The organism is Streptomyces sp. UG1 (genome assembly GCF_049974585.1).
Taxonomy (GTDB): Bacteria; Actinomycetota; Actinomycetes; order Streptomycetales; family Streptomycetaceae; genus Streptomyces.
The window spans coordinates 37461-57805 of the sequence record NZ_JBNGGG010000019.1; the positions used below are offsets into that span (position 1 = coordinate 37461).

Annotated in this window: 16 protein-coding genes and 1 pseudogene; 9 read left to right on the forward strand and 8 right to left on the reverse strand. The window is 71.0% G+C overall.

What is annotated here, in order from left to right:
• Positions 1-2: 2 nt before the first annotated feature.
• Both ACP4J3_RS21775 and ACP4J3_RS21780 read right to left on the reverse strand, forming a co-directional pair.
• Positions 3-533 carry an SRPBCC family protein gene (locus ACP4J3_RS21775; RefSeq protein ID WP_426536898.1) on the reverse strand — a complete coding sequence of 177 codons (531 nt, stop codon included), beginning with the start codon at positions 531-533 and terminating at the stop codon, positions 3-5.
• Complete coding sequence (locus ACP4J3_RS21780; protein WP_426536900.1) at positions 530-898, reverse strand: ArsR/SmtB family transcription factor; 369 nt, start codon at positions 896-898, stop codon at positions 530-532. Before ACP4J3_RS21780 ends, ACP4J3_RS21775 begins: the two co-directional genes overlap by 4 nt.
• A 208-nt stretch (positions 899-1106) precedes the next feature.
• Between ACP4J3_RS21780 and ACP4J3_RS21785 the strand changes: the two genes are divergently transcribed.
• Positions 1107-1529: an STAS domain-containing protein gene (locus ACP4J3_RS21785; RefSeq protein ID WP_426536902.1), complete on the forward strand. Its 423-nt coding sequence runs from the start codon at positions 1107-1109 to the stop codon at positions 1527-1529.
• Positions 1530-1669: 140 nt separating this feature from the next.
• On the opposite strand, the gene ACP4J3_RS21790 is transcribed toward ACP4J3_RS21785, so the two are convergent.
• Entirely contained in the window at positions 1670-2104 is a 435-nt protein-coding gene (locus ACP4J3_RS21790) for a protease inhibitor (RefSeq protein WP_426536904.1), read from the reverse strand.
• A 325-nt stretch (positions 2105-2429) separates the two neighbouring features.
• Here ACP4J3_RS21790 and ACP4J3_RS21795 point away from each other — a divergent pair, with 325 nt between their 5' ends.
• The 3 genes and pseudogenes from ACP4J3_RS21795 (at position 2430) to ACP4J3_RS21805 (ending at position 4962) form a co-directional block, all read left to right on the forward strand.
• A complete protein-coding gene (locus ACP4J3_RS21795; protein ID WP_426536906.1) occupies positions 2430-2987 on the forward strand; it encodes a hypothetical protein in 558 nt (185 codons plus the stop codon).
• A gap of 40 nt (positions 2988-3027) precedes the next feature.
• A pseudogene (locus tag ACP4J3_RS21800) lies at positions 3028-3719 on the forward strand (alpha/beta fold hydrolase).
• A 73-nt stretch (positions 3720-3792) separates the two neighbouring features.
• Positions 3793-4962, forward strand: a complete 1170-nt coding sequence (locus ACP4J3_RS21805) for an alpha-hydroxy-acid oxidizing protein (protein WP_426536908.1) — start codon at positions 3793-3795, stop codon at positions 4960-4962.
• Positions 4963-5358: 396 nt separating this feature from the next.
• On the opposite strand, the gene ACP4J3_RS21810 is transcribed toward ACP4J3_RS21805, so the two are convergent.
• The 3 genes from ACP4J3_RS21810 to ACP4J3_RS21820 form a co-directional block, all read right to left on the reverse strand.
• Positions 5359-6975 carry an RICIN domain-containing protein gene (locus ACP4J3_RS21810; RefSeq protein ID WP_426536910.1) on the reverse strand — a complete coding sequence of 539 codons (1617 nt, stop codon included), beginning with the start codon at positions 6973-6975 and terminating at the stop codon, positions 5359-5361.
• Positions 6976-7433: 458 nt separating this feature from the next.
• Positions 7434-7811, reverse strand: coding sequence for a toxin Doc (locus tag ACP4J3_RS21815; protein WP_426536912.1), 378 nt, complete (start codon positions 7809-7811; stop codon positions 7434-7436).
• A 3-nt stretch (positions 7812-7814) separates the two neighbouring features.
• Complete coding sequence (locus ACP4J3_RS21820; protein ID WP_426536914.1) at positions 7815-8060, reverse strand: hypothetical protein; 246 nt, start codon at positions 8058-8060, stop codon at positions 7815-7817.
• A 196-nt stretch (positions 8061-8256) separates the two neighbouring features.
• Here ACP4J3_RS21820 and sigJ point away from each other — a divergent pair, with 196 nt between their 5' ends.
• The 3 genes from sigJ (at position 8257) to ACP4J3_RS21835 (ending at position 11589) form a co-directional block, all read left to right on the forward strand.
• Positions 8257-9180 carry an RNA polymerase sigma factor SigJ gene (gene sigJ / locus ACP4J3_RS21825; RefSeq protein ID WP_426536915.1) on the forward strand — a complete coding sequence of 308 codons (924 nt, stop codon included), beginning with the start codon at positions 8257-8259 and terminating at the stop codon, positions 9178-9180.
• A complete protein-coding gene (locus ACP4J3_RS21830) occupies positions 9177-10643 on the forward strand; it encodes a cytochrome b (protein WP_426536917.1) in 1467 nt (488 codons plus the stop codon). The genes sigJ and ACP4J3_RS21830 overlap by 4 nt, the downstream gene beginning before the upstream one ends.
• Before the next feature lie 157 nt (positions 10644-10800).
• Complete coding sequence (locus ACP4J3_RS21835) at positions 10801-11589, forward strand: acyl carrier protein (protein WP_426536919.1); 789 nt, start codon at positions 10801-10803, stop codon at positions 11587-11589.
• 12 nt (positions 11590-11601) lie between these two features.
• On the opposite strand, the gene ACP4J3_RS21840 is transcribed toward ACP4J3_RS21835, so the two are convergent.
• Both ACP4J3_RS21840 and ACP4J3_RS21845 read right to left on the reverse strand, forming a co-directional pair.
• Complete coding sequence (locus ACP4J3_RS21840; RefSeq protein ID WP_426536921.1) at positions 11602-13845, reverse strand: glycoside hydrolase family 9 protein; 2244 nt, start codon at positions 13843-13845, stop codon at positions 11602-11604.
• 149 nt (positions 13846-13994) lie between these two features.
• Positions 13995-17102 carry a glycoside hydrolase family 2 TIM barrel-domain containing protein gene (locus ACP4J3_RS21845; RefSeq protein WP_426536923.1) on the reverse strand — a complete coding sequence of 1036 codons (3108 nt, stop codon included), beginning with the start codon at positions 17100-17102 and terminating at the stop codon, positions 13995-13997.
• Between the two features lie 143 nt (positions 17103-17245).
• Here ACP4J3_RS21845 and ACP4J3_RS21850 point away from each other — a divergent pair, with 143 nt between their 5' ends.
• Together ACP4J3_RS21850 and ACP4J3_RS21855 are read left to right on the forward strand one after the other, a co-directional pair.
• On the forward strand, positions 17246-19633 hold the full coding sequence (locus tag ACP4J3_RS21850) for a SpoIIE family protein phosphatase (RefSeq protein WP_426536925.1): 2388 nt from the start codon (positions 17246-17248) through the stop codon (positions 19631-19633).
• Positions 19634-19661: 28 nt separating this feature from the next.
• Positions 19662-20345, forward strand: coding sequence for a DUF4232 domain-containing protein (locus ACP4J3_RS21855; protein WP_426536927.1), 684 nt, complete (start codon positions 19662-19664; stop codon positions 20343-20345).

Genomic DNA, 20345 nt, shown 5'->3' on the forward strand with positions numbered 1-20345 from the left:
GGTCAGGCCTCGGTGCCGGGGATCGGTGCCCCCGAGGGGAATCCGGCGGCGACATAGCCGTCGTAGACGCCCTGCCACGGCGCGTCGACCCCGGCGTGCGGCTCCTCGAACCTCTCGCCGCGCGCCTTGGCGTCGAGGGCGGCGAGGCACACCTCCCATCCGGCGCTGGTGCGGGCGGCGGTGTCCTCGGCGGCCAGGACGTTGGTGAGGGTGAAGCGGGTGCGCTTCTCGTCGATCTCCTCCAGGTCGAAGTGCAGCTCGTCGCCGCCCCACTCGTACGACAGGTGGCGGGGCGCGTCGACGGCGATGACCGTGCCCGGGAGATCCGCCATGTCCGGGTCGTCGGGGAAGGTGACCGCGCCGCCGGGACGCAGATCGAACTCCGCGCGGAACGGGAACCAGGCGGCGAGTTCGTCGGCGTCGGTCACGAAGTGCCAGACGCGCTCGACGGGGTGGTCGTAGGTACGGCTGAAGCGGACGGCCGGGCGGCCGTCGTCCAGGGTCAGATAGGTGCCGGTGAGCTCGGTGGTCATGGCGGATCAGTCCTTCGGGGCGGCTTCCTCGCGGGTTCCTCGGGGGTGTCCGACGCCGCCGCGTCCAGGCGGCGCCCCAGGGCGTCGAGGCTCTCGTTCCACAGCTTCCGGTACGGCGCCAGCCAGGCGTCCAGCTCGGCGATCGGGCCCGGGTCGAGGGCGTAGACACGCCGCTGCGCGTCCTGCCGCACCCGCACCAGGCCGGCCTCCCGCAGCACCTTCAGATGCTTCGAGGTACTCGGCTGGCTCAGCCCGCACTCCTCCACAATCTCCCCGACGGACCTCGGCCGCTCGAGGAGCAGCGCGACGATGGCCCGCCGACGGGGGTCGGCGAGGGCGCTCCAGAGGGAGGCGTCGTCGGACATGGCACCAACATGCCTCGACAGTTATATACCTGTCAAGGAATATGAGCTGGGCGGCGGAACGGAACGGACCGACGAAAGGTCAAGCCCTGCTGGGCGAAATTCATCAGGTCGAGTGAACTAGATCTTGCGTGCGGCGCGGCAGGGATGCTGAGCCTCACCCCCGGGTAACAACCCCGATCAAATGCGCCCCTGCCGAGGTGGAGCGGACATGACGCCGGATGCCGACGACCGCGCCCCTTATCCGATCGAGGGCCTGGCCATGGACCCCTCCCGGTCCGCGCCGCCCCCGGCGAACGCCCATGCCCGCACGCGCAGATGCGGTTCGTTCACGGTGGTCGAGGTCATGGGCGAGATCGATCTGGCGACCGAGGCGCTCCTCGCCGAGCATCTGGCCGCCGCGACCGCCGGCCCCGAGTCGGACGTGCTGGTCGATCTGCGGCGGGTGGCCTTCTTCGACTGCTCGGGGCTGCGCGTCCTGTGCCGGGCCGAGACCCGGGCCAGGGACCGGGGCGGCCGGCTGCGGGTCGTGTCGGACGCGCCGCGGATCCGGCGGCTGTTGCGCGGCGCGGGCCTGCTGGGGCGCTTTCCCCTCCTCCCCGGAATCCCCGGCGAGCAGGGCGCACTTCAGTAGCACTACGAGGCGCCGGCCGGGCGGCCCCACTCCGCCCGGCCGGCCCCCGATGCGAGATCGCAGGGCCTCCTCGGCTCAGCTCGCACTCCCCATCCGCGAGCCGCTGCCGAACTGCACGGGGACCGTGCGATCCCGGTCCTTTAGAACGCGAAGAGGCTTGTCCCGTAGGAGCCCTTCACGCACTCGTTGCCGAAGGTGCGCTCGTAGGACACGCGCTTGCCCTGCCACACCCCGTCGACCGTGACCACCACGGGGTCGTACTGCTTGGTGCACAGCACGCCGTCTCTGCCTCCGAGGGCGTCGAAGTCCCCGTTCACCCCACGCAGTTCGGCGCAGGCCGACCCAGGCGCGGGATGGGTGCCCGAGGGCTTCGGGGCGCAGCTCAGAGTCACCGCGCGCACCGGGGTGGTCATGGCGGCGGCGTCACCGTGGGCCACGGTGAGCACCAGGGCCGAGGGGGCGTAGAGAGAGGCGGGGGCGGCGTCCGTGTCGGCCAGGGCGGATCCGGTGAGAGGTCCGCAGACGGCGGTGGCCGTGAGGCCGAGGGTCGCTGCCCAACGCGCGGTGTTCCGCATTGTGTGCATCCTTCCGCTGGAATCGAGGGTGTGCCGGCTCCGGCGCGATCGGTGCCGGAACGACGACCGGGAGTCTGCCGAGTCCGGCCCCGAAACTCACATCGACACCACCGGTTTCAGTAACCTTGCGTATTGAATCAGTGGCGCGAAGTGACGGAGTTCGAACGTTCCAACGCCGTAACTTGGCGCCTCTTGATCGTTCCAACGCGCCAAGTGGCCGGATTGCGCATGCTGATTAATAGGCCTGAAACATTCCGGTTGAGCCCTCGGCTGACACGCCCGCCACGCTCTTGTGTTCGCGGCGATGCGGAGTAATCGTGATTACATGATTACCAGCGAACAACGAGAGAAGCTGCGCGGCTGGTTCGCCGGCCGCCTCCCGGACGACCTCTTCGAGGAGCTGACCGAGGTCACGGTCGACCGCGAGGAGATCACGGTGATCGGCCGCATTCCCGCACCCCACCTGGCCGAGGGCGTCTCGGACACCGAGCGGGAGGCGGCCGTGGAGGGCCGGATCCAGGAGTTCCGGGAGCGCACCCGGGAAGCTCGGATCGAGGTGGCCCGGGACGCGGAGCGCCGGTTCCGCAGGAAGGTCTCCTGGGGCGTGGAGTGCGACGGCGAGCGCGCCCTGTTCACGCATGTCGCCGCGCCGGTGATGACCCGGCTGCGGCAGCCCGAGCGCCAGGTCCTCGACACCCTGATCGCCGGCGGTGTCGCCCGCAGCCGCAGCGAGGCCCTCGCCTGGTGCGTACGGCTGGTCCAGCGGCACACCGACGACTGGCTCACCGACCTGCGCGAGTCCCTGGAGAACGTCCAGCGGGTCCGGGCACAGGGGCCGGACAGCGAGCCGGAGGACGCGGCCACGGACACGGACACCGACTGACGCAGGAGTCGTTGTCAGACCCGTCGGCTACGTTGCGGGCATGACCAACTTCGTACTGGTGGCAGGAGCGTGGCTCGGAGCGTGGGCGTGGGACGAGGTGGCGGCGGCACTGCGTGCGGCCGGGCACGGCGTCCATCCGCTGACGTTGTCCGGGCTCGCGGAGAGACAGGGTGAGCCCGCCGGGCAGCAGACCCATGTCCAAGACATCGTCGACGAGATCGAGCGTCTCGATCTGCGGGACGTCGTCCTGGTCGGACACAGCTACTCCGGCGTGCCGGTCGGCCAGGCGGCCGAGCGGATACGGGACCGGTTGACCCGTGTGGTGTTCGTCGACGCGAATGTTCCGGTCGACGGCGAGCCGTTCCTCTCGGGCTGGCCGAGCGACGAGGTGCGCAAGGCCATCGAGGCGACCGGTTTCTGGCCGACGCCGACCGCCGAGGACTGCGCGGGACAGGACCTCACGGACGAGCAGATCGCCCGCTTCATAGACCCGCGACCCCGCACCCGGGTGCCACGGCGACGGAACCGGCCGTGCTTACCGGCGATCTGGGCGAGCTCGCGGGGACGTACATCAAGTGCCTCCTCGACGGGGACGAACCGTGGGGCGCTGCGGCCGAACTCCTCAAGAGCGAGCGCTGGGAGCTGGTGAACCTGGACACCGGCCACTGGCCGATGTTCTCCCGGCCGCGCCAACTGGCCGGCATCCTCCACGAGTCCGTGACCGCCCCTTGATCCACTTCCCCGCCTACCGGTCGGTATGGTCTGCCTACAGCGCGTTCTCAGTGGCGAGAGACGGGGCGTACCCATGGGCAAGCACTGGGCTGACTTCCAGTACGAGATCTATCTGAACGGGATGTCGGGGGCCGTGCCCCGGCTGCCCACCGATCTGACCCGGCTGGAGGAGCTGACCGAGCGGCGTCTCGGCCCCGGCCCCGTCGGCTATGTGGCGGGCAGCGCGGGCGACGGGAGCACCGCCCGCGCCAACCGGGCGGCCCTGCGGCGGCGCCGGATCGTGCCCCGGATGCTGCGGGACGTGCACGAACGGGACCTGTCCGTCGAGGTGTTGGGCCGTGCGCTGCCCGCTCCGCTGGCGCTGGCGCCGGTCGGGGTGCTGTCGATCATGCACCCGGACGCCGAGTGCGCGGCCGCCCGTGCCGCCGCCGCGCAGGGCGTGCCGTTCACCCTGTCCTCGGCGTCCAGCACACCGATGGAGCAGGTGGCGGAGGCCATGGGGGACGGCGAGCGCTGGTTCCAGCTCTACTGGCCGAAGGATCCGGAAGTGGGGCGGAGTTTCCTGACCCGGGCGAAGGCGGCCGGGTTCAGCGCGCTCGTCGTCACCCTGGACACCCCGATGCTCGCCTGGCGGCCCCGCGATCTCGACCAGGCGTATCTGCCGTTCCTGCACGGCGTGGGCACGGCCAACTACTTCTCCGACCCGGCCTTCCAGGCCGGCCTGGCCAAGCCGGTGCACGAGGATCCGAACGCCGCGGTCATGCATTTCGTCGGGATGTTCTCGGACCCCGCGAAAACCTGGCCGGACCTGGCGTTCCTGCGGGAGAACTGGGACGGCCCGATCGTCCTGAAAGGCATCCTGCACCCGGACGACGCCCGCGCGGCCGCCGACGCCGGGATGGACGGGGTGATCGTCTCCAACCACGGCGGCCGCCAGGTGGCCGGCGCCGTCGGGGCGGCGGACGCCCTGCCCCGCGTCGTGGCGGCGGTCGGCGACCGGCTGACCGTGCTGTTCGACAGCGGCATCCGCACCGGCGACGACATCTTCAAGGCCCTCGCCCTCGGCGCGCGGGCCGTCCTCGTCGGCCGGCCGTACGCCTACGGGCTCGGCCTCGACGGACAGGCGGGCGTCGAGCACGTCATCCGCTGTCTGCTCGCCGAACTCGACCTCACCCTCGCCCTGTCCGGGCACGCCACCCCCGCGACGATCAGCCCCTCCGATCTCATCGAGGACTCCGCATGACCGCCCCGAAGAACGTCCTCGCCGTCATCGCACCGCACGTCGCCGCGGACGCGGCACGCGAGTGCGGGGTGCGCAGCGGTCAGTGACCGAGCTGTGCGGCAAGGCGCTGGGCATCGTGGGGCTGGGCCGGATCGGGCCCGAAGTCGCCCAGCGCGAGGCGCCCTGGCCTGCGGCGTCACCCGCGCGACCCTGGTCCGCATCGCCCTGGCGGCGGCCCAGAACGTGACCGACTTCCTGTCGGGCGGGCCGCCGCAGGACGTGGTGAACTGACCAGGCGGGGTTCGGCAAAACGCCCCCAGAGGGGCGCGGGGCTGTATCGATATGCGGCTCCGCCGCGGGGCGCGACCAGCCCCAACGGCGCCGCAGAAAACCAACACCCCCCTCCCAGCGGAGCGCCTACGCCTCCTCCTCCCTCAACCGCACCGCCCGCGCCTGAGGCGTCTCCACCTCCTCACTCGACAGCGCCCCGGGGCTCGCCGACGTCGGCGGATCCGTCAGCCAGCGCTGCGACTCGGAGCCGTCGCGGACCTTGACGACGATGTCAGCGCCCACGTCCGCGGTCGTGAAGGTCAGGGCGAGCTGCTCGTCCCAGCGGGGCAGCAACTCGCCCTGCACGGTGAGGTCGTAGCGCACGTCGTCGGCGCGCTCGGAGTCGTCGTCGGCACACTTGCCGAGGATCACCACACCGGCGTCCACATGCGAGTCCAGGCACAGGTCGCGGTCCGCGTCGCTGCGCAGCAGGCCGTCCTTCTCGTACGACCACCGCTGGGTGTCGGCGTCGGAGCACTCGGCCAGCTCGGTGCCGGCCCCCGCCTCGGGCTTGCCCCGGATGTCGAGGCACAGCTCGGCGTCGGCGTTGCGCAGCCTGGTCTGCTGCGGTGCGTTGGGGAGCCCGGCGGTGCCCGGGGGCGCGGTGGACACCGCGGGCGGGAGCTGGGATCCGGTGTCGCCTCCGGTGGCCGTGGCGGCGGGGTCGACGCCGTCGTCGTCCGACGGCAGGCCGGTGGCGAGCAGGATCGCGATCAGCCCGGCCGAGGCCACCCCCACCCCCGTGAGCACCGTCCGTGAGGCCCGCGGGCCGCCGGGCGATCTGCGGATCTGCCCGGGGAGGCGGGGCAGGAGGCGCCGGCGCGCGGAGCCGTGCCGGGCGGAGCCACGCGCTCGGGGCGCGCTGCCCCGGGTACGGCCGGGACGGGTGTCCAGATAGCGGCGTGCGCCCCAGCCGAGCACCGCCTCGGCGATGAGTACGCCCAACCCGCCCTCGAAATGGCTCAGTTGTTCGGCGGCGTTACGGCAGTAGCGGCATTCCGTCAGATGCTGCTGTACATCCGGCAACAGGGCCCCGCCCCGGCGAATCGGGACATCGAGCAGGCGGTTGTAGAACCGGCAATCCTTCGTCGGAGCGAGTTCCCGATGGGCATGTACACAGCCTTCGCGGAATTTATCACGCGCTTGTTCGAGCGCGGCCGAAGCGGTAACGGTATCCATGCCCAGCAGACCGGCGGGGACGCTTAGCGGCTCGGCTTCGACCTCGGTGTGCCAGAGCAGACATCGGGAAACTCCCGGAAGCGCCTGGAATGACCGATCGGCAAGCTTCCGATTTTCGGGCGTCATGGACTTCGCGGTACGCATACCACGTCCGCCCGCCGGTTTCCTCACTTCCGGCAGAACGCCCGCTATTCGTTCGTCGGCCGACCACTGCCGGACCGCGTCCCGGACCGCGACGAGGAGCCGCGGGCGCAGCGCGGCGGCCGGTTCGCCCATCGCCAGACGGTCGAGGACGTGGTGGAACGCGGCCGCGGTGACCAGGTTCGCGGCCTCGGCCGGGGAGGCGAGACAGATCACCGCGTATTCGTGGGCCGGTTGCCAGTGCCGCGCCATGAGCAGCGCGACGGACGGAGCGGCCTCACCGTCCGGGCGGCCCCGGAGTCTGGCGGCGAGGCCTTCGTCGGATTCCTCCGGAACACCGCCGGGTGGGGGGTAAGGAGGGCGAGGGGGGTGGGGGGTGGGCACTGAACGGATTCCTTCCCACGCGCATGACACAGGAGTTCCGGTGCCGAAAAGGACGGGGTGACTTGGTGTGTACCTCTTCGACACGAGCGCGGGGAGCGGGAATTCGGCGACGTCCATCCGCACCGGTTCCCCACGGAACGCATGAGCCCGGCCTTTTCCACCCCCCACGGGTATGTTCACCCTTGCACAGCACGCTCATGACCAACAAGGCACTTGAGCAACATCCGTCACACTGAAAGAAGGTCAGATACGGTGCCGACTCGCCGCGGCCGTGTCACCATTCGACATTCCCCGCGCCCCGTGTGAAACCGACGCGCGCGCCGGAGCACCACGCACGCTCCCCGGCGCACGCCCCCGCGTAGTCCACTGGGAGCGGCCCTCCGGGAAGGCTCCGTTCCCCCCGCCCTCGGTCGGCGGCCCCGGGGCGGAGGGAACGGGGACCGCGCGGCGGGGCGGGGTCAGATCTGCCAGGAGCGCAGCCGGTCGGCCGCCGCGTAGACATCGACCTTGCCGGAGATCAGGTCACGGGCGAGGTCGACGAGGGCGCCGTAGGGCGGGTCGATGCCGACGCCGCTGACGAACATGTAGGCCACCGCGGAGGCGCAGGCGAAGCGGGCGTTGGCCGAGGGAAGCGGCTTGAGCAGGGCGAGGGTGTGCAGCAGCGCGGCGGCCCGCCAGGCCGGGTCGGAGTCGACGCCCAGACGGGGCGGATCGACGCGATGGCGGGCGACGGCTGCGACCAACGCGGAGAAGTCGTTGATCGTGGGCTGGTCCGGCAGGACCTCTTCGTGCCGCTGGAGCAGCCAGGGCACGTCGATGTGAAGGACGGGTGCCATCGGTCAGGCGGCCCGCCCCTCGCTCTTGACGGGCGGTTCGTCGTCGGGGAAGGCGGCCGCGAATTCGTCGGCGTGCGTCGCGAAGAACCGGCGGAACGCCTCGGCGCCCTCCTGCAGCGCCCGATGCCGTGCTATGTCGGCCGCGGCGGCCTCCCGGACGAGCGCCTTCATCGACGTACCGCGTTCCTTGGCGATCTGCCGCAGGTCCTCTAGTTCGCGGTCGCTGAACTCCACATTGAGAGCTGGCATGGCTCTCACGGTACCGCTCGGGTACTTACCCGTAAATACTCGCTGGTCAAGCGTGATGCACACTGGTACCGGGCGGCACCGGAGCACCGCCGCCGGACATTCGGCAGAGGAGACGTGGGTCACATTCGACCGTGGGATGTCACATTCCGACCCCCGCCGGGCCTCGCAGTAGTGAGCGCGCACAGGAGGCCCCCGTATGTCCGACATCCCCGTACCCGTCACCGACGACGCGACCGCCGTCTTCGTCGAGCACCGTGAGCTGATGTTCGGCGTCGTCTACAACATGCTCGGCAGCGTCGCCGACACCGAGGACGTCCTGCAGGAGACCTGGCTGTCGTGGACGGCGCGCGGAGGCGGCTCGCCGCTCGACGGGGTCGCAAACCCGCGGGCGTATCTGGTGCGGATCGCCGTCAACCACGCGCTGACGCGACGGGCCGCGATCAGCCGCCGGCAGGAGACGTACGTCGGCCCGTGGCTGCCGGAGCCGCTGGTCGCCCAGGGCGAGGAGGACGGCGTCGAGGACCCGGCGCTGCGCACCGAGTCCGTGTCGCTGGCGATGCTGGTCGTGCTGGAGTCGCTGACGCCGCTGGAGCGTGCGGTGTTCGTGCTGCACGAGGTGTTCGGCTACGCGCACACCGAGATCGCGGAGATCATCGAGCGCAGCCCGGCGGCCGTACGGCAGCTCGCGCATCGTGCGCGCGGGCATGTGCACGCCCGGCGGCCGTTGTACGAGGCGCATCCGCGGGTGCGGCGGGAGGCGACCGAGCGGTTCGTACGGGCCGCGGTGGGCGGGGACATCGCCGAGCTGATGGAGATCCTGGCGCCGGACGTGACGGTGTGGGCGGACGGCGGCGGCAAGCGCAAGGGGGCGGGGCTGCGTCCGGTGCACGGCCGGGACAAGGCGGCCCGGCTCTTCGACTCGCTGGCACGCCGGGGCGGCCGTCATCTGGACCTGCACTACCGGCGGGTCAACGGCGACGACGCGGCGGTGCTGTTCCAGGGCGAGGAGCCGTACGCCGTCCTGGTCCTGGACCTGACGCCGGACGGCGAGCAGGTGTCCGGCGTCTACGTCGTGGCCAATCCGGACAAGCTCACGCATGTGCAGCGGGGGGAGGCATGAGCGCGCGCGAACTGCCGGGGCGGGGTGAGCGGGTGGCGGACTGGTTCGACGGCCGGCTCGGCACCCGCTCCCTGGGCCGGAAGTACCTGCGCAAGGTCTTCCCGGACCACTGGTCCTTCCTGCTCGGCGAGATCTGTCTGTACAGCTTCGTCGTGCTGATCCTGACCGGCGTGTATCTGACCTTCTTCTTCCATCCCTCGATGAACGAGGTGACGTATCACGGCAGTTACCTCCCGCTGAACGGCGTGCGCATGTCCGAGGCGTACGCCTCCACGCTGGACATCAGCTTCGACGTGCGCGGCGGGCTGCTGATGCGGCAGGTGCACCACTGGGCGGCGCTGGTGTTCGTCGCCGGGATGCTCGCGCACATGATGCGGCACTTCTTCACCGGCTCGTTCCGCAAGCCGCGGGAGGTCAACTGGCTGTTCGGCTGGACGCTGCTGTTCCTCGGCATGTTCGAGGGGCTGTTCGGCTACTCGCTGCCGGACGACCTGCTGTCGGGGACGGGCCTGCGGTTCGTGAACGGGGCGCTGCTGTCGGTCCCGATCGTCGGGACGTATCTGTCGATGTTCCTGTTCGGCGGCGAGTTCCCGGGGGACGACATCGTGGCCCGCTTCTACTCGCTGCACATCCTGGTGGTCCCGGGCATCATGGCGGCGCTGGTCGTGGCGCACATCCTGCTGGTCGTGTACCACAAGCACACCCAGTTCGCGGGCCCGGGGCGCACCGAGCGCAATGTGATCGGCGCCCCGTTCATGCCGGTGTACATGGCGAAGGCGGGCGGGTTCTTCTTCCTGGTCTTCGGCGCGCTCGCCCTGATGGCGGCCGTGGCGACGATCAACCCGGTCTGGTCCTACGGCCCCTTCCGCGCCGACCAGGTCTCCACCGGCGCCCAGCCCGACTGGTACCTGGGTTTCGCCGAGGGCCTGGTGCGGATCATGCCGGGCTGGGAGATCACCCTGTGGGGGCACACGCTGGTGCTCGGGGTGCTGATCCCGGTCGTGGTCTTCCCGCTGCTGCTGGTCCTCATCGGCGTGTATCCCTTCCTGGAGGCCCGCGTCACGCGCGACAGGGGTGAGCACCACATCCTCGACCGCCCGCGCAACCGGCCGGTCCGTACGGGGCTCGGCGCGGCCTGGATCAGCCTCTATCTGATCCTGCTGGCCGGCGGCGGAAACGACATCGTGGCGACCCGCCTCCATCTGTCGATCAACACCGTGACCTGGGCGATCCGTATCGCGACGCTCGTCGTCCCGGTGGCCGTGTTCGTCGTCACCCGCCGCATCTGCCTGGGGCTGCAACTACGGGACCGGGAGCGGGTGGCGCACGGCCGCGAGACCGGTGTGATCAAGCGGCTCCCGCACGGCGAGTACGTCGAGGTGCACGAGCCGCTGAGCCAGGCCCGGCTCCACACCCTCACCGCTCATGAACGGCCCGGCGAGCTGGTCGAGCACGAACCGTAGGGCAACGGGAAGGCGACCAGCAGTCGAACGGCGTGTACTGGGGCCGTAACGCCGCACGGCCCCTTACAACCCGCGGTGCCGGCCCGCTGTCACACCCCATACCGACACCTTCGGTGCCTCGGGCACGACAACGGCTCACCTCACCAACGGAGTTCCCATGCACCTGCGCTCAACGGCAGCCCGATCGACCGCCGTCGCCGTCCTGCTCGTCGCCGCCTCGGCGGTGGCCTTACCGCCCGCCCACGCGGCGGACGGCGACGAGTACGTGGTGACGCTCGACAGCAGCACCGCCACGACCGACTACGCCCACCGCACGGTCGACCTGACCGGCACCCTGACCCGCACCGACGGCACGCCCGTGGCCGACGCGCCGGTCCGGCTCGAGGAGTCCGTGCTGTTCGACACCTGGAACCCATGGGGCGACCCCATCGACCCGACCGAGTGGGAGACCCGTGACCTGGGCACCGTCCGCACGGACGCCGAGGGGCACTTCACCCTCGAGGACGTCCCCGCGGACCGGGTGGAGAGCACGCCCAGCCCGTATCTGTTCCCGCGGCACGAAGTGATGTTCCGGGCGGTCTACGACACCGATCCCACCGACTTCCACATGGCGTTCGCGGACACGACCGTCAAGGTGCGGCCGGTCACCAGCGCCCTCGCGTACCGGGTGAACAAGACCACGGTGCGCGAGGGCGACACCCTCGTGGTGAAGGGCAGGATCGCCTGGCCCGCCGGGCACGGCCCGATCGCCGGCACCCGGGTGTTCCTGCGGACGTACTTCGAGAGCTCCCACAACGCCCAGACCACCACGGACGCCCGCGGCAACTTCACCGTCCGCGCCAAGATCCGGGACTACGACAACGAGTTCGTGATCTTCTCCGCGCCCAAGGACTACTACGTGGCGGGCGCGAGCAAGGACCTCCCGGTCAAGAACGTCACTCCTTGACCAGGGCTGTCCTCATCCCTGGTCGGCCACGAACGAGGCCATCCGGGTCAGGGCGGAGTTCCAGTTGATCGTGTGCTCGTTCGTCGACCAGGACTGGATGTCGTCGATGTAGCAGAACTGGCCGACGCAGCCCTGGAGTTTGCTCTGTGCGTAGGGGTCCTGGATGCTCGAGTTCGGCCCGCCCGCGAGCGTGCCGTCGGGCGGGTTCGGCTGGCTCGGGTCGAGCTGGTGGGCATACCAACGGGCGTGCTGGTTGTGGGCGTTGACCTCGCCGTAGCCGGTGACGTACGAGATGTTCAGCGCGTTGCGGCCGAAGAGGTAGTCCATGCTCTGCACGGCGCCGTCGCGGTACTTCGAGGCGCCGGTGATGTCGTACGCGGTGGCGATGACGACGGCGTTGTGCAGGATCTGGTGATTGGAGCCCCAGTCGTAGAGGTTGCCTTCGGGGGCGTAGGGCATGCCGTACGGCTGTGCCTTCAGGGTGGCCAGGTAGCGGTCGGCGCCCTTGATCACCGAGCGGCGGACCTTGTCCCGGCCGGGCAGCTTGCTCGGCACGGTCGCGAGGTCCAGCCGGGCCGCCGCGGCGGTCCTGGCCCAGTCGTAGCCGAGGGCGCCGAAGACGTCGGCGGTGTGCACGGGCGAGTTCAGGACGCGGTCCGCGAACTGCTTCTCCCCCGTGGTCAGATACAGCTCGGCCGCGGCCCAGTAGAACTCGTCGGTGACGTCGCTGTCGGCGTAGGCGCCGCCGCCGACGCCGTCGCTCTCGGAGGCGTACCGGTCGGGGTGGGCGAGCGCCGCCGACCACGCCGTGCGGGCGGCGGCCAGTGTCTTCGCCGCGAACCGCTTGTCGTACGGCTTGTACAGGCGCGCGGCCTGCGCGGCCGTCGCGGCCAGGTTCAGGGTGGCCGCGGTGGACGGCGGATGCAGCTCGCGCTTTTGCGGATCGTCGTGCGGCATCAGCGGCAGGCCCGTCCACTGCTCGTCATGGATCTTGTGGTGCGCCATGCCGGCCAGTGGCTGCCCCGCGGGCACCTGCATCTTCAGCAGGAACTCCAGCTCCCAGCGGACCTCGTCCAGGAGGTCCGGCACCTTGTTGCCGCTCTCCGGGATGGCGAGCGTGCCGTCCCGCAGCTTTCCCGGCTTGCCGGTGCGGGCCAGCAGTTCACGCTCGTACGTGCTCAGCAGCTCCCACACCGAGATGCCGCCGTTGACGACGTACTTGCCGTGGTCGCCGGCGTCGTACCAGCCGCCGGTGACGTCGAGCGTGTAGTCGCACACCCCCGGCTGGCAGGGCACGGCCCCGTCGCCCCGGTTGGGTGCGACGTCGACGTGTCCGGCGGGGCGGGCATAGCCCGGGCGCAGATCGTCGCGGATCGCGATGCCGCTGCGCTGCGTGTAGTAGTACTTCGCGGAGTCCAGGCGCAGCCGCTCATAGGCGGCCGTCCCGATGTCGAAGGGCCGGCTCTCCTCGCCGTCGGCGACCAGCGTGAAGCCCTGGCCCTGTTTGCGGTAGGCGCCGAAGTCGATGGAGTGGACGTTCTGCGCGGAGGAGACGTCGGTGCCGCGCGGAACGGTCCAGCCGTGGGCGACCACGGCACCACCGGCGTTCTTCAGCTTCCAGGGGAGCCGAGCGGTGGCGTCGGTGACGAGCGTGGCGTTCTTCGGCCCGGCGGGCAGATAGGCGACCTGGTTCACCCGCACCCGGGGTCCGGTGTCGGGCTCGTACACCTCGGGCGGGACACCGCCGAGGAGCGAGGCGTCGTCCATGCAGAAGCGCCAGGCGTCGGCGCTGCCGCCGAGCTGGAAGGCGACCTGGCCCTGCGGGGTGTCGACGGGTGAGGTGAAGGTGTACGCGTAGGAGTTCCCGGAGACGCTCAGCTCCGGCGTCACCTCGAAGTAGGTGTCGTACGGCTCCGCCGACAGGCCGACGAGGGCGCGCACGACGTGCCCCGCGGGCGAGCCGTTCGCGGTGAAGGAGAGGCGGTACGACTCCCCCTTCACCAGCGTGATGTCGTTCTGGCCGACGGCGGCGTCCCAGCGGTTGGCGGTGCCGCCGGGGACGTCGGCACAGAGCTGTCCGTCGGACAGGCCCGCGGTGACGTTGCTGGTCGCCCACCACGGCTCGGTGGTGCTGTCGAAGGTGCCGTTCTTGAGTTGCTCCACCTCTTCGGCGCCGGCCGGGGCGGCCGGGAGTGCGATGAGCCCCGCCGCCAGCAGGGCCGTCAGGGACAACAGGGCGGTTCTGCGTCGTTTCACGTCTGGGCTCCTCGGGTGAGGTGCGGGTGACGCTCGCGGTGGGAGCGCTCCCAGATGCGGACGCAGCCATGCTTGTTGCCGACATGACAGTCCGTCAACGGTCCGGACGTGACTGGCGGGAGAGCGTCCCGTCCGGACCGCTCAGCGGCTCAGCTCGTCGGCACCTCCAGCCTGCTGATCCGCACCGCCCCACGCGCCTCCCCCGGATGGGCGCTGACCAGCGTGAGCCGTAGCCGGGAGCCGCGTACGGCATCGAAGGTGATGGCGGTCGGGGTGTCCGAGGTGTCGGCCCAGTCGACGTCCGCCCCCTCGGCCGGCAGATACCGGCGGCCGTCCCACACCTCGGCCGCGACGGACGCGGGCAGGGTGTGCGTGGCGTCCACGGTGAAGGAGACCTCCACCCGGTCGAACGTCCGTGCCCGTCCGAAGTCGATGGACACCCAGTCCTCGGTCCTGGCCCCGTCGAAGGAGGGCAGCAGCGCGGTCGCCGCCTTTGAGAAGCCGTTGGACCAGCCGGTGGCCGGGTCGCCGTCGAGCATGGCGGCGGGGAGGGTGTCCGCCCTGCCGGAGTAACTGGCGTCCGCGAAGGGGTACTCCGGGGGCGCCGGGTGGTCGGGCTCGAAGACCGCGGCCGGGGTGAGCGCCACCGACCGGGCCGGGGTCTGCTTGACGGCCACGCCGCCCGGCCGCAGCCCCTCCGCCCGTGCGGTCACCTTCAGGGTGCCCGGCTTCGTCCCGGACCGTACGATCGCGAGCGCCTTGCCATGGAAGGCGGTGCGCGTGCTCGCCTGATAGCGCTCGGCGCTCTCCTGCCGCCCGTTGTCGAGCCCGGCGAGCGATCCGCCCGCCACCTCGAAGGTGATCAGGTGCTCGGCGTCGGGCACGAGCACGCCCCGGGCGTCCACGACCTCGGCGGTCACGAAGACCAGCGAATGGCCGTCCGCGGTCAGTGCCGTGCGGTCGGCGGTCAGCCGCACGGCCGTCGGCGCACCGGCCGTACGCAGCGCGTCGGTGGCGACCACCTTGCCGTGCCTGCGGGCCACGGCCTTCAACTCCCCTGCCCGGTACGGCACTTTCCAGGTGAGGTGGAGTTTGCCCGCGCTGCCGTTGGGGCTGGTGTAGCTGCCGGGGTAGGGCCCGTCGGTGAAGGTCTTGTCGTCGCCGGTCGCCTCGGTGGTCTCCAGGTAGGCGCGGCCGTCGAGGGTCTTCTTGGTGTCGAAGGTCCGGGTGCCGAGGGACTTGCCGTTGAGGAACAGCTCGACGGTGTCGACATTGGAGTACGCCCACACCTCGACCGTGTCGCCCTCCCGGTGATTCCAGGTCATCGGCAGCAGGTGGACCATCGGCTCGTCGACCCACTGGCTCTGGAACAGGTAGTACATGTCCTTCGGGAAGCCGGCCGTGTCGACCGCGCCGAAGAAGGACGCCTTCACCGGGAAGACGTCGTACGGCGTGGGCTCGCCGATGTAGTCGATGCCCGACCACAGGAACTGCCCGGCGAACCACTTCCGGTCCCGGTCCTTCTTGTGCCCGTACTCTCCGCTCATCGTCCAGGAGGCGAGGTTGTTGTCGTACGACGAGGTCGCCCGCTTGCCCGGCGTGTGGTTCTCACCCGTGTTGAGACGCTCGGGCTCCTGGTACGTGCCGCGGGTGGAGGTCTCGGAGGACGACTCGGACTCGAAGAGGAACAGGTGCGGGTAGGCCGCGTGCAGTTGGTCCACCGACTTGGCGGTGTTGTAGTTGAGGCCGAGGCCGTCCAGCTTGGCCAGCATCAGATCGGCCGCCGAGCCCTTGGCGGGCAGGCTGCGGTACTTGTCGGAACCGATGATCAGCGGGCGGGTGTCGTCGGCGGCCTTGATGGCGTCGATGACGCGGTCGGCCATGGCGAGCCCGGCGGCGGAGGTGGAGTCGGGGACCTCGTTGCCGATGGACCACATGAGCACGGCGGGCGAGTTGCGGGCCGCGAGCACCATCTCGGTGGCGTCCTTCTCGCACCACTCCTCGAAGAACCGCCCGTAGTCGTAGCGCGTCTTGCCGGTCCGCCAGCAGTCGAAAGCCTCCACCAGCATCACGATGCCCAGCTCCTCGCAGACCCGGATCATCTCCGGCGAGGGCGGGTTGTGGGAGGTGCGGAAGGCGTTGACGCCCATCGACTTCATGATGGTCATCTGCCGCCGGATCGCGTCGATGCTGACGGCGGCGCCCAGGGCTCCGAGGTCGTGGTGGAGGTCGACGCCCTTGATCTTGCTGTACTCGCCGTTGAGGTGGAAGCCCTCGTCCGGGTCGAAGCGGAAGGTGCGGAAGCCGAAGGTGGTGCGGTAGGTGTCGGTGGTCCTGCCGCCGACGCGCAGCTCCGTCTTCAGGGTGTAGCGGTGGTGCGGGGTCGCGAAGTCCCACAGTTTCGGGTCGGGGACGGTGAGTTCGTGGGTCTCGGTCGCCCTGTCGGTGACGGCGGCCGTGGCGGACGTACGGGCGACGGTACGGCCCCGGGGATCGACGATCCGCGAGACGATCTCGACGTCCGTGCCGCCGCCGGAGGCGTTCACCACCGAGGTCCGCACCCGGACCACGCCCCGCTCCTCGGTGATCTCCGGCGTCGTGACGTGGGTGCCCCAGCGCGCCACGTGCACGGGCTCGGTGACGACGAGGCGGGCCTCGCGGTAGATGCCGCTGCCCGAGTACCAGCGGCTGCTGGGCAACCGGTTCTGCACCTTGACCGCGAGGACGTTCTCGGTGCTGCCGTCGGTGTGCAGCAGGTCGGTGAGGTCGAGGGCGAATCCGGTGTAGCCGTAGGGGTGACGGCCGGCCTCCGTGCCGTTGCAGTAGATGTACGAGTCCATGTAGACGCCGTCGAACTCCACCGATATCCGCTTGCCCGCGAGCGCGGGCGGCAGGGTGAAGGTGAGGCGGTACCAGCCCAGGCCGCCCGGGAAGAAGCCGGTGCCGCTGGTGGTGCCGTGCTCGGTGGTCGGGGCGGACTCGATGGACCAGTCGTGCGGCACGGCGACCTCGCGCCAGTCCGAGTCGTCGTGGCCGGGCTCGGCGGCGTCGGCGTGGGCACCGGTCGGGTCGGTGATCCCGCTCGGGTTCACCAGGGCGAAGCGCCAGCCGTCGCGCAGCGGGACCGTGCGGCGGCCGGAGGTTTTCCCGGCGGCCGCGACGGCCTGAGCGGCGTGTGCCGTCGAGGTGTTCAGCAGGGCTCCGGCGGCCGGCGCGGCCGTGCCGGCGAGCAGTAACGATCTTCGAGTGACTGTCATGGCGGCTCTCCCTCATCAGGGCCCAGAAGTACTCACAACTGATCGTGAGCGAACAGATTCTGACTGGTGGGCGCGCGGGACAGTCAAGAGTGCGGCCAGTGGGATCAGGGTTGGACGGGGCTGGAACGGACTAGCCTGGAGCAATGAGCCCGGAGTATCCGTTCGACGACGCCGCGACAGCTCGAGCGGTCGTCGACGACGACGGTCTGCTCGTCGAGTGGAACGCGGGCGCCGAGCGGCTGCTGGGCCACCGGGCCGCCGAAGTCGTGGGGCGGCCCGCCGCGGAGCTCCTGGCCGGCGAGGCGGGCCGCGGGTCCCGCACCCCGGACGGCGACCGTTGGGACGGCATCCTCACGCTGCGCCACCGCGACGGCGGCACCGTGTCCGTGTGGCTGCTGGCCCACCGGGTGCGGCCGCGGGACGACGGCCACCACCAGTGGCTCGTGGTCACCCCGATCGAGGGGGACGGCCCCCGGCTGCCCGACGACCCGCTGGACGACGTCGGGCTCCTCGCGTCCCCGTGTGCCGTCGCGATCTACGACGAGCGGCTCCGGCTGCGCAGGATCAACCCCGTCATGGCGGAGATCCTCAGCCTCTCCGAGGAGCATGTGCGCGGGCTGCGGGTGCCCGAGCTGACCGGCAGACCGCAGAGCCAGGACATCGAGCGGCAACTGCTTCGCGTGCTCACCACGGGCCGGGGCACGGACGTACGGACCTACGTCCCGGTCGGCGACGACCGCGCGAACACCTGGCTGGCCCGGCTGGCCCCGATCACCGATGCCAAGGGCCGGGTGCGCGGCGTGACCGTCGCCGCGCACGACTTCACCGAGCAGTACCTGGCCCAGAAGCGGCTCCAGCTCGTGAACGAGGCCAGCGTCCGTATCGGCACCACCCTCGACGTCACCCGCACGGCCCAGGAACTGGCGGACATCTGCGTCCCCGCCCTCGCCGACTTCATCAGCGTCGATCTGCTGGACCCCCCGGAGCACGGCGGCGAATCGCCCACCGGCCGGCTGACCGCACCGATCGCCCTGCGCAGGATGGCGCACCAGTCCGTCAATCCGGGCAGCCCCGAGGCCGTGGTCGAGCCCGGGCATCTGGATGTGTACCCCGCCCCGTCACCGCAGGCCGACGCGCTGCTGGCGGGCCACACCATCGTGGCCTCGATGTCGACCGGCGACCTGCAGGAGTGGCTCGCCTGGGACCCGGTGCGCGCCGAGCGGATCCGCGAATACGGCATCCACACCACCATGTCCGTACCGATCCAGGCCCGCGGCACCACCCTGGGCGTCGCCGTGCTCACCCGGTTCCGGAACTCCCAGCCGTTCACGCCGGACGACGCACTGCTGGCCGAGGAGGTGACGGCCCGCGCCGCGGTCTGCATCGACAACGCCCGCCGCTACTCGCGCGAACGCGAGACCGCCCTCGCCCTGCAGCGCAGCCTGCTGCCGCGCTCCCTGCCGCGCACGGCCGCGGTGGAGGCGGCGTCGCGCTATCTCCCGGCGGCGCGCTCGGGGGTGGGCGGCGACTGGTTCGACGTGATCCCGCTGTCCGGGATGCGGGTGGCGATGGTCGTCGGGGACGTCGTCGGCCACGGCATCCAGGCCTCGGCCACCATGGGCCGGCTGCGCACCGCCGTGCGCACCCTGGCCGACATCGACCTGGCGCCCGACGAACTGCTCACCCACCTCGACGACCTGGTCGTGCGGCTGTCGGACGAGGCGGGCCACGAGGGCGGCTCCGGCGAGGTCGGCGCCACCTGTCTGTACGCGGTGTACGACCCGGTCTCCCGGCGCTGCACCCTGGCCCGGGCCGGACACCCCTCGCCCGTGATGATCCCGCCCGGCGGCGCGCCGCGGGAGATCGAGCTGCCCGCCGGGCCGCCGCTGGGCCTGGGCGGGCTGCCGTTCGAGTCCGCCGAGTTCGAACTGCGCGAGGGCACGGTGCTCGCCCTGTTCACCGACGGCCTGATCGAGAGCCGGGAGCGCGATGTCGACGCCGGCCGCGCGATCCTGTGCGACGCGCTGTCGGGCTTGTCGGACTCGCTGGACGAGGCCTGCGACCGCGTTCTGCACGCGCTGCTCCCGCAGGGCGGCGCCGCGGACGACGTGGCGCTGCTGCTGGCCCGCACCCAGGGGCTGCCCGCCTCGCGGGTGGCGACCTGGGACATCCCGGCGGACCCGGCCCTCGTCGCGCCGATCCGCAAGCAGGTCCTGGACCAACTCGGCGTCTGGAACCTGACCATGGCGTCGTTCACCACGGAGCTGGTGGTGAGCGAGCTGGTGACGAACGCGATCCGCTACGGCACCCGACCCATCCGGCTCCGGCTGATCCATGACGCGGCCAGGCTGATCTGCGAGGTGTCCGACACCAGCCACACGGCACCGCATCTGCGCCGCGCCAAGACCTTCGACGAGGGCGGCCGCGGACTGCTGCTGGTCGCGCAGCTCACCCAGCGCTGGGGCAACAGGCACACGGCCGACGGCAAGACGATCTGGGCCGAGATCGCACTTCTCGAAGAGGGCGAGTAACCGACGCCATAACGGGGAGTCGTGATACATGGGACCTGCACGGGTATGCCCCTCCTTACACCGGGCGACACACCGGGCGACTCCCCTCGTCGGCGCGGTCGCACTGCTGAGCCTGCTCACGGCGTGCGGCAACGGCGGCGACACCACCGGCGCCGTGTCGACACCGCCCGGCACGGCCGGCCGTACGACGGCACCGGCCGCGACCGGCACCGGGAGCCCCACGCCCGAGCCGGGCACGACCTCACCGGGCGCCGCCGACACCGCCAGCCCCGCGACCCAGTCCGCGGGGCCCGGCAGCCGCTGCCACACCTCCGAGTTGCGCGCGGCGATCGGCCGGCCCAGCCCGGGGGCCGGGCAGCGCAACTTCCCGATCGTGCTGACCAACACCGGCGGCCACACCTGCACCCTGCACGGCTATCCCGGTGCCGCGTTCGTGGACGCGTCGGGCAAGCAGCTCGGCCCGGACCCGAAGCGCACCCCCGACACGCCCATGACCGTCACACTGACCCCGGGCAGCAGTGCCTGGGCCGGCCTGACCTTCGCCAGCCCCGAGATCAGCGGCGCCCGCACCGCCGTGCCGGCCGCGCTGCTCGTCACGCCGCCCGACGAGCGGGACCCGCTGAAGGTGGCGTGGACGGCCGGTGAGGTGCCGGTGGCCGGGAACGAGTCGTCGGTGTTCGTGACGATCGTCCAGCCCGGCACCGGGGGCTGA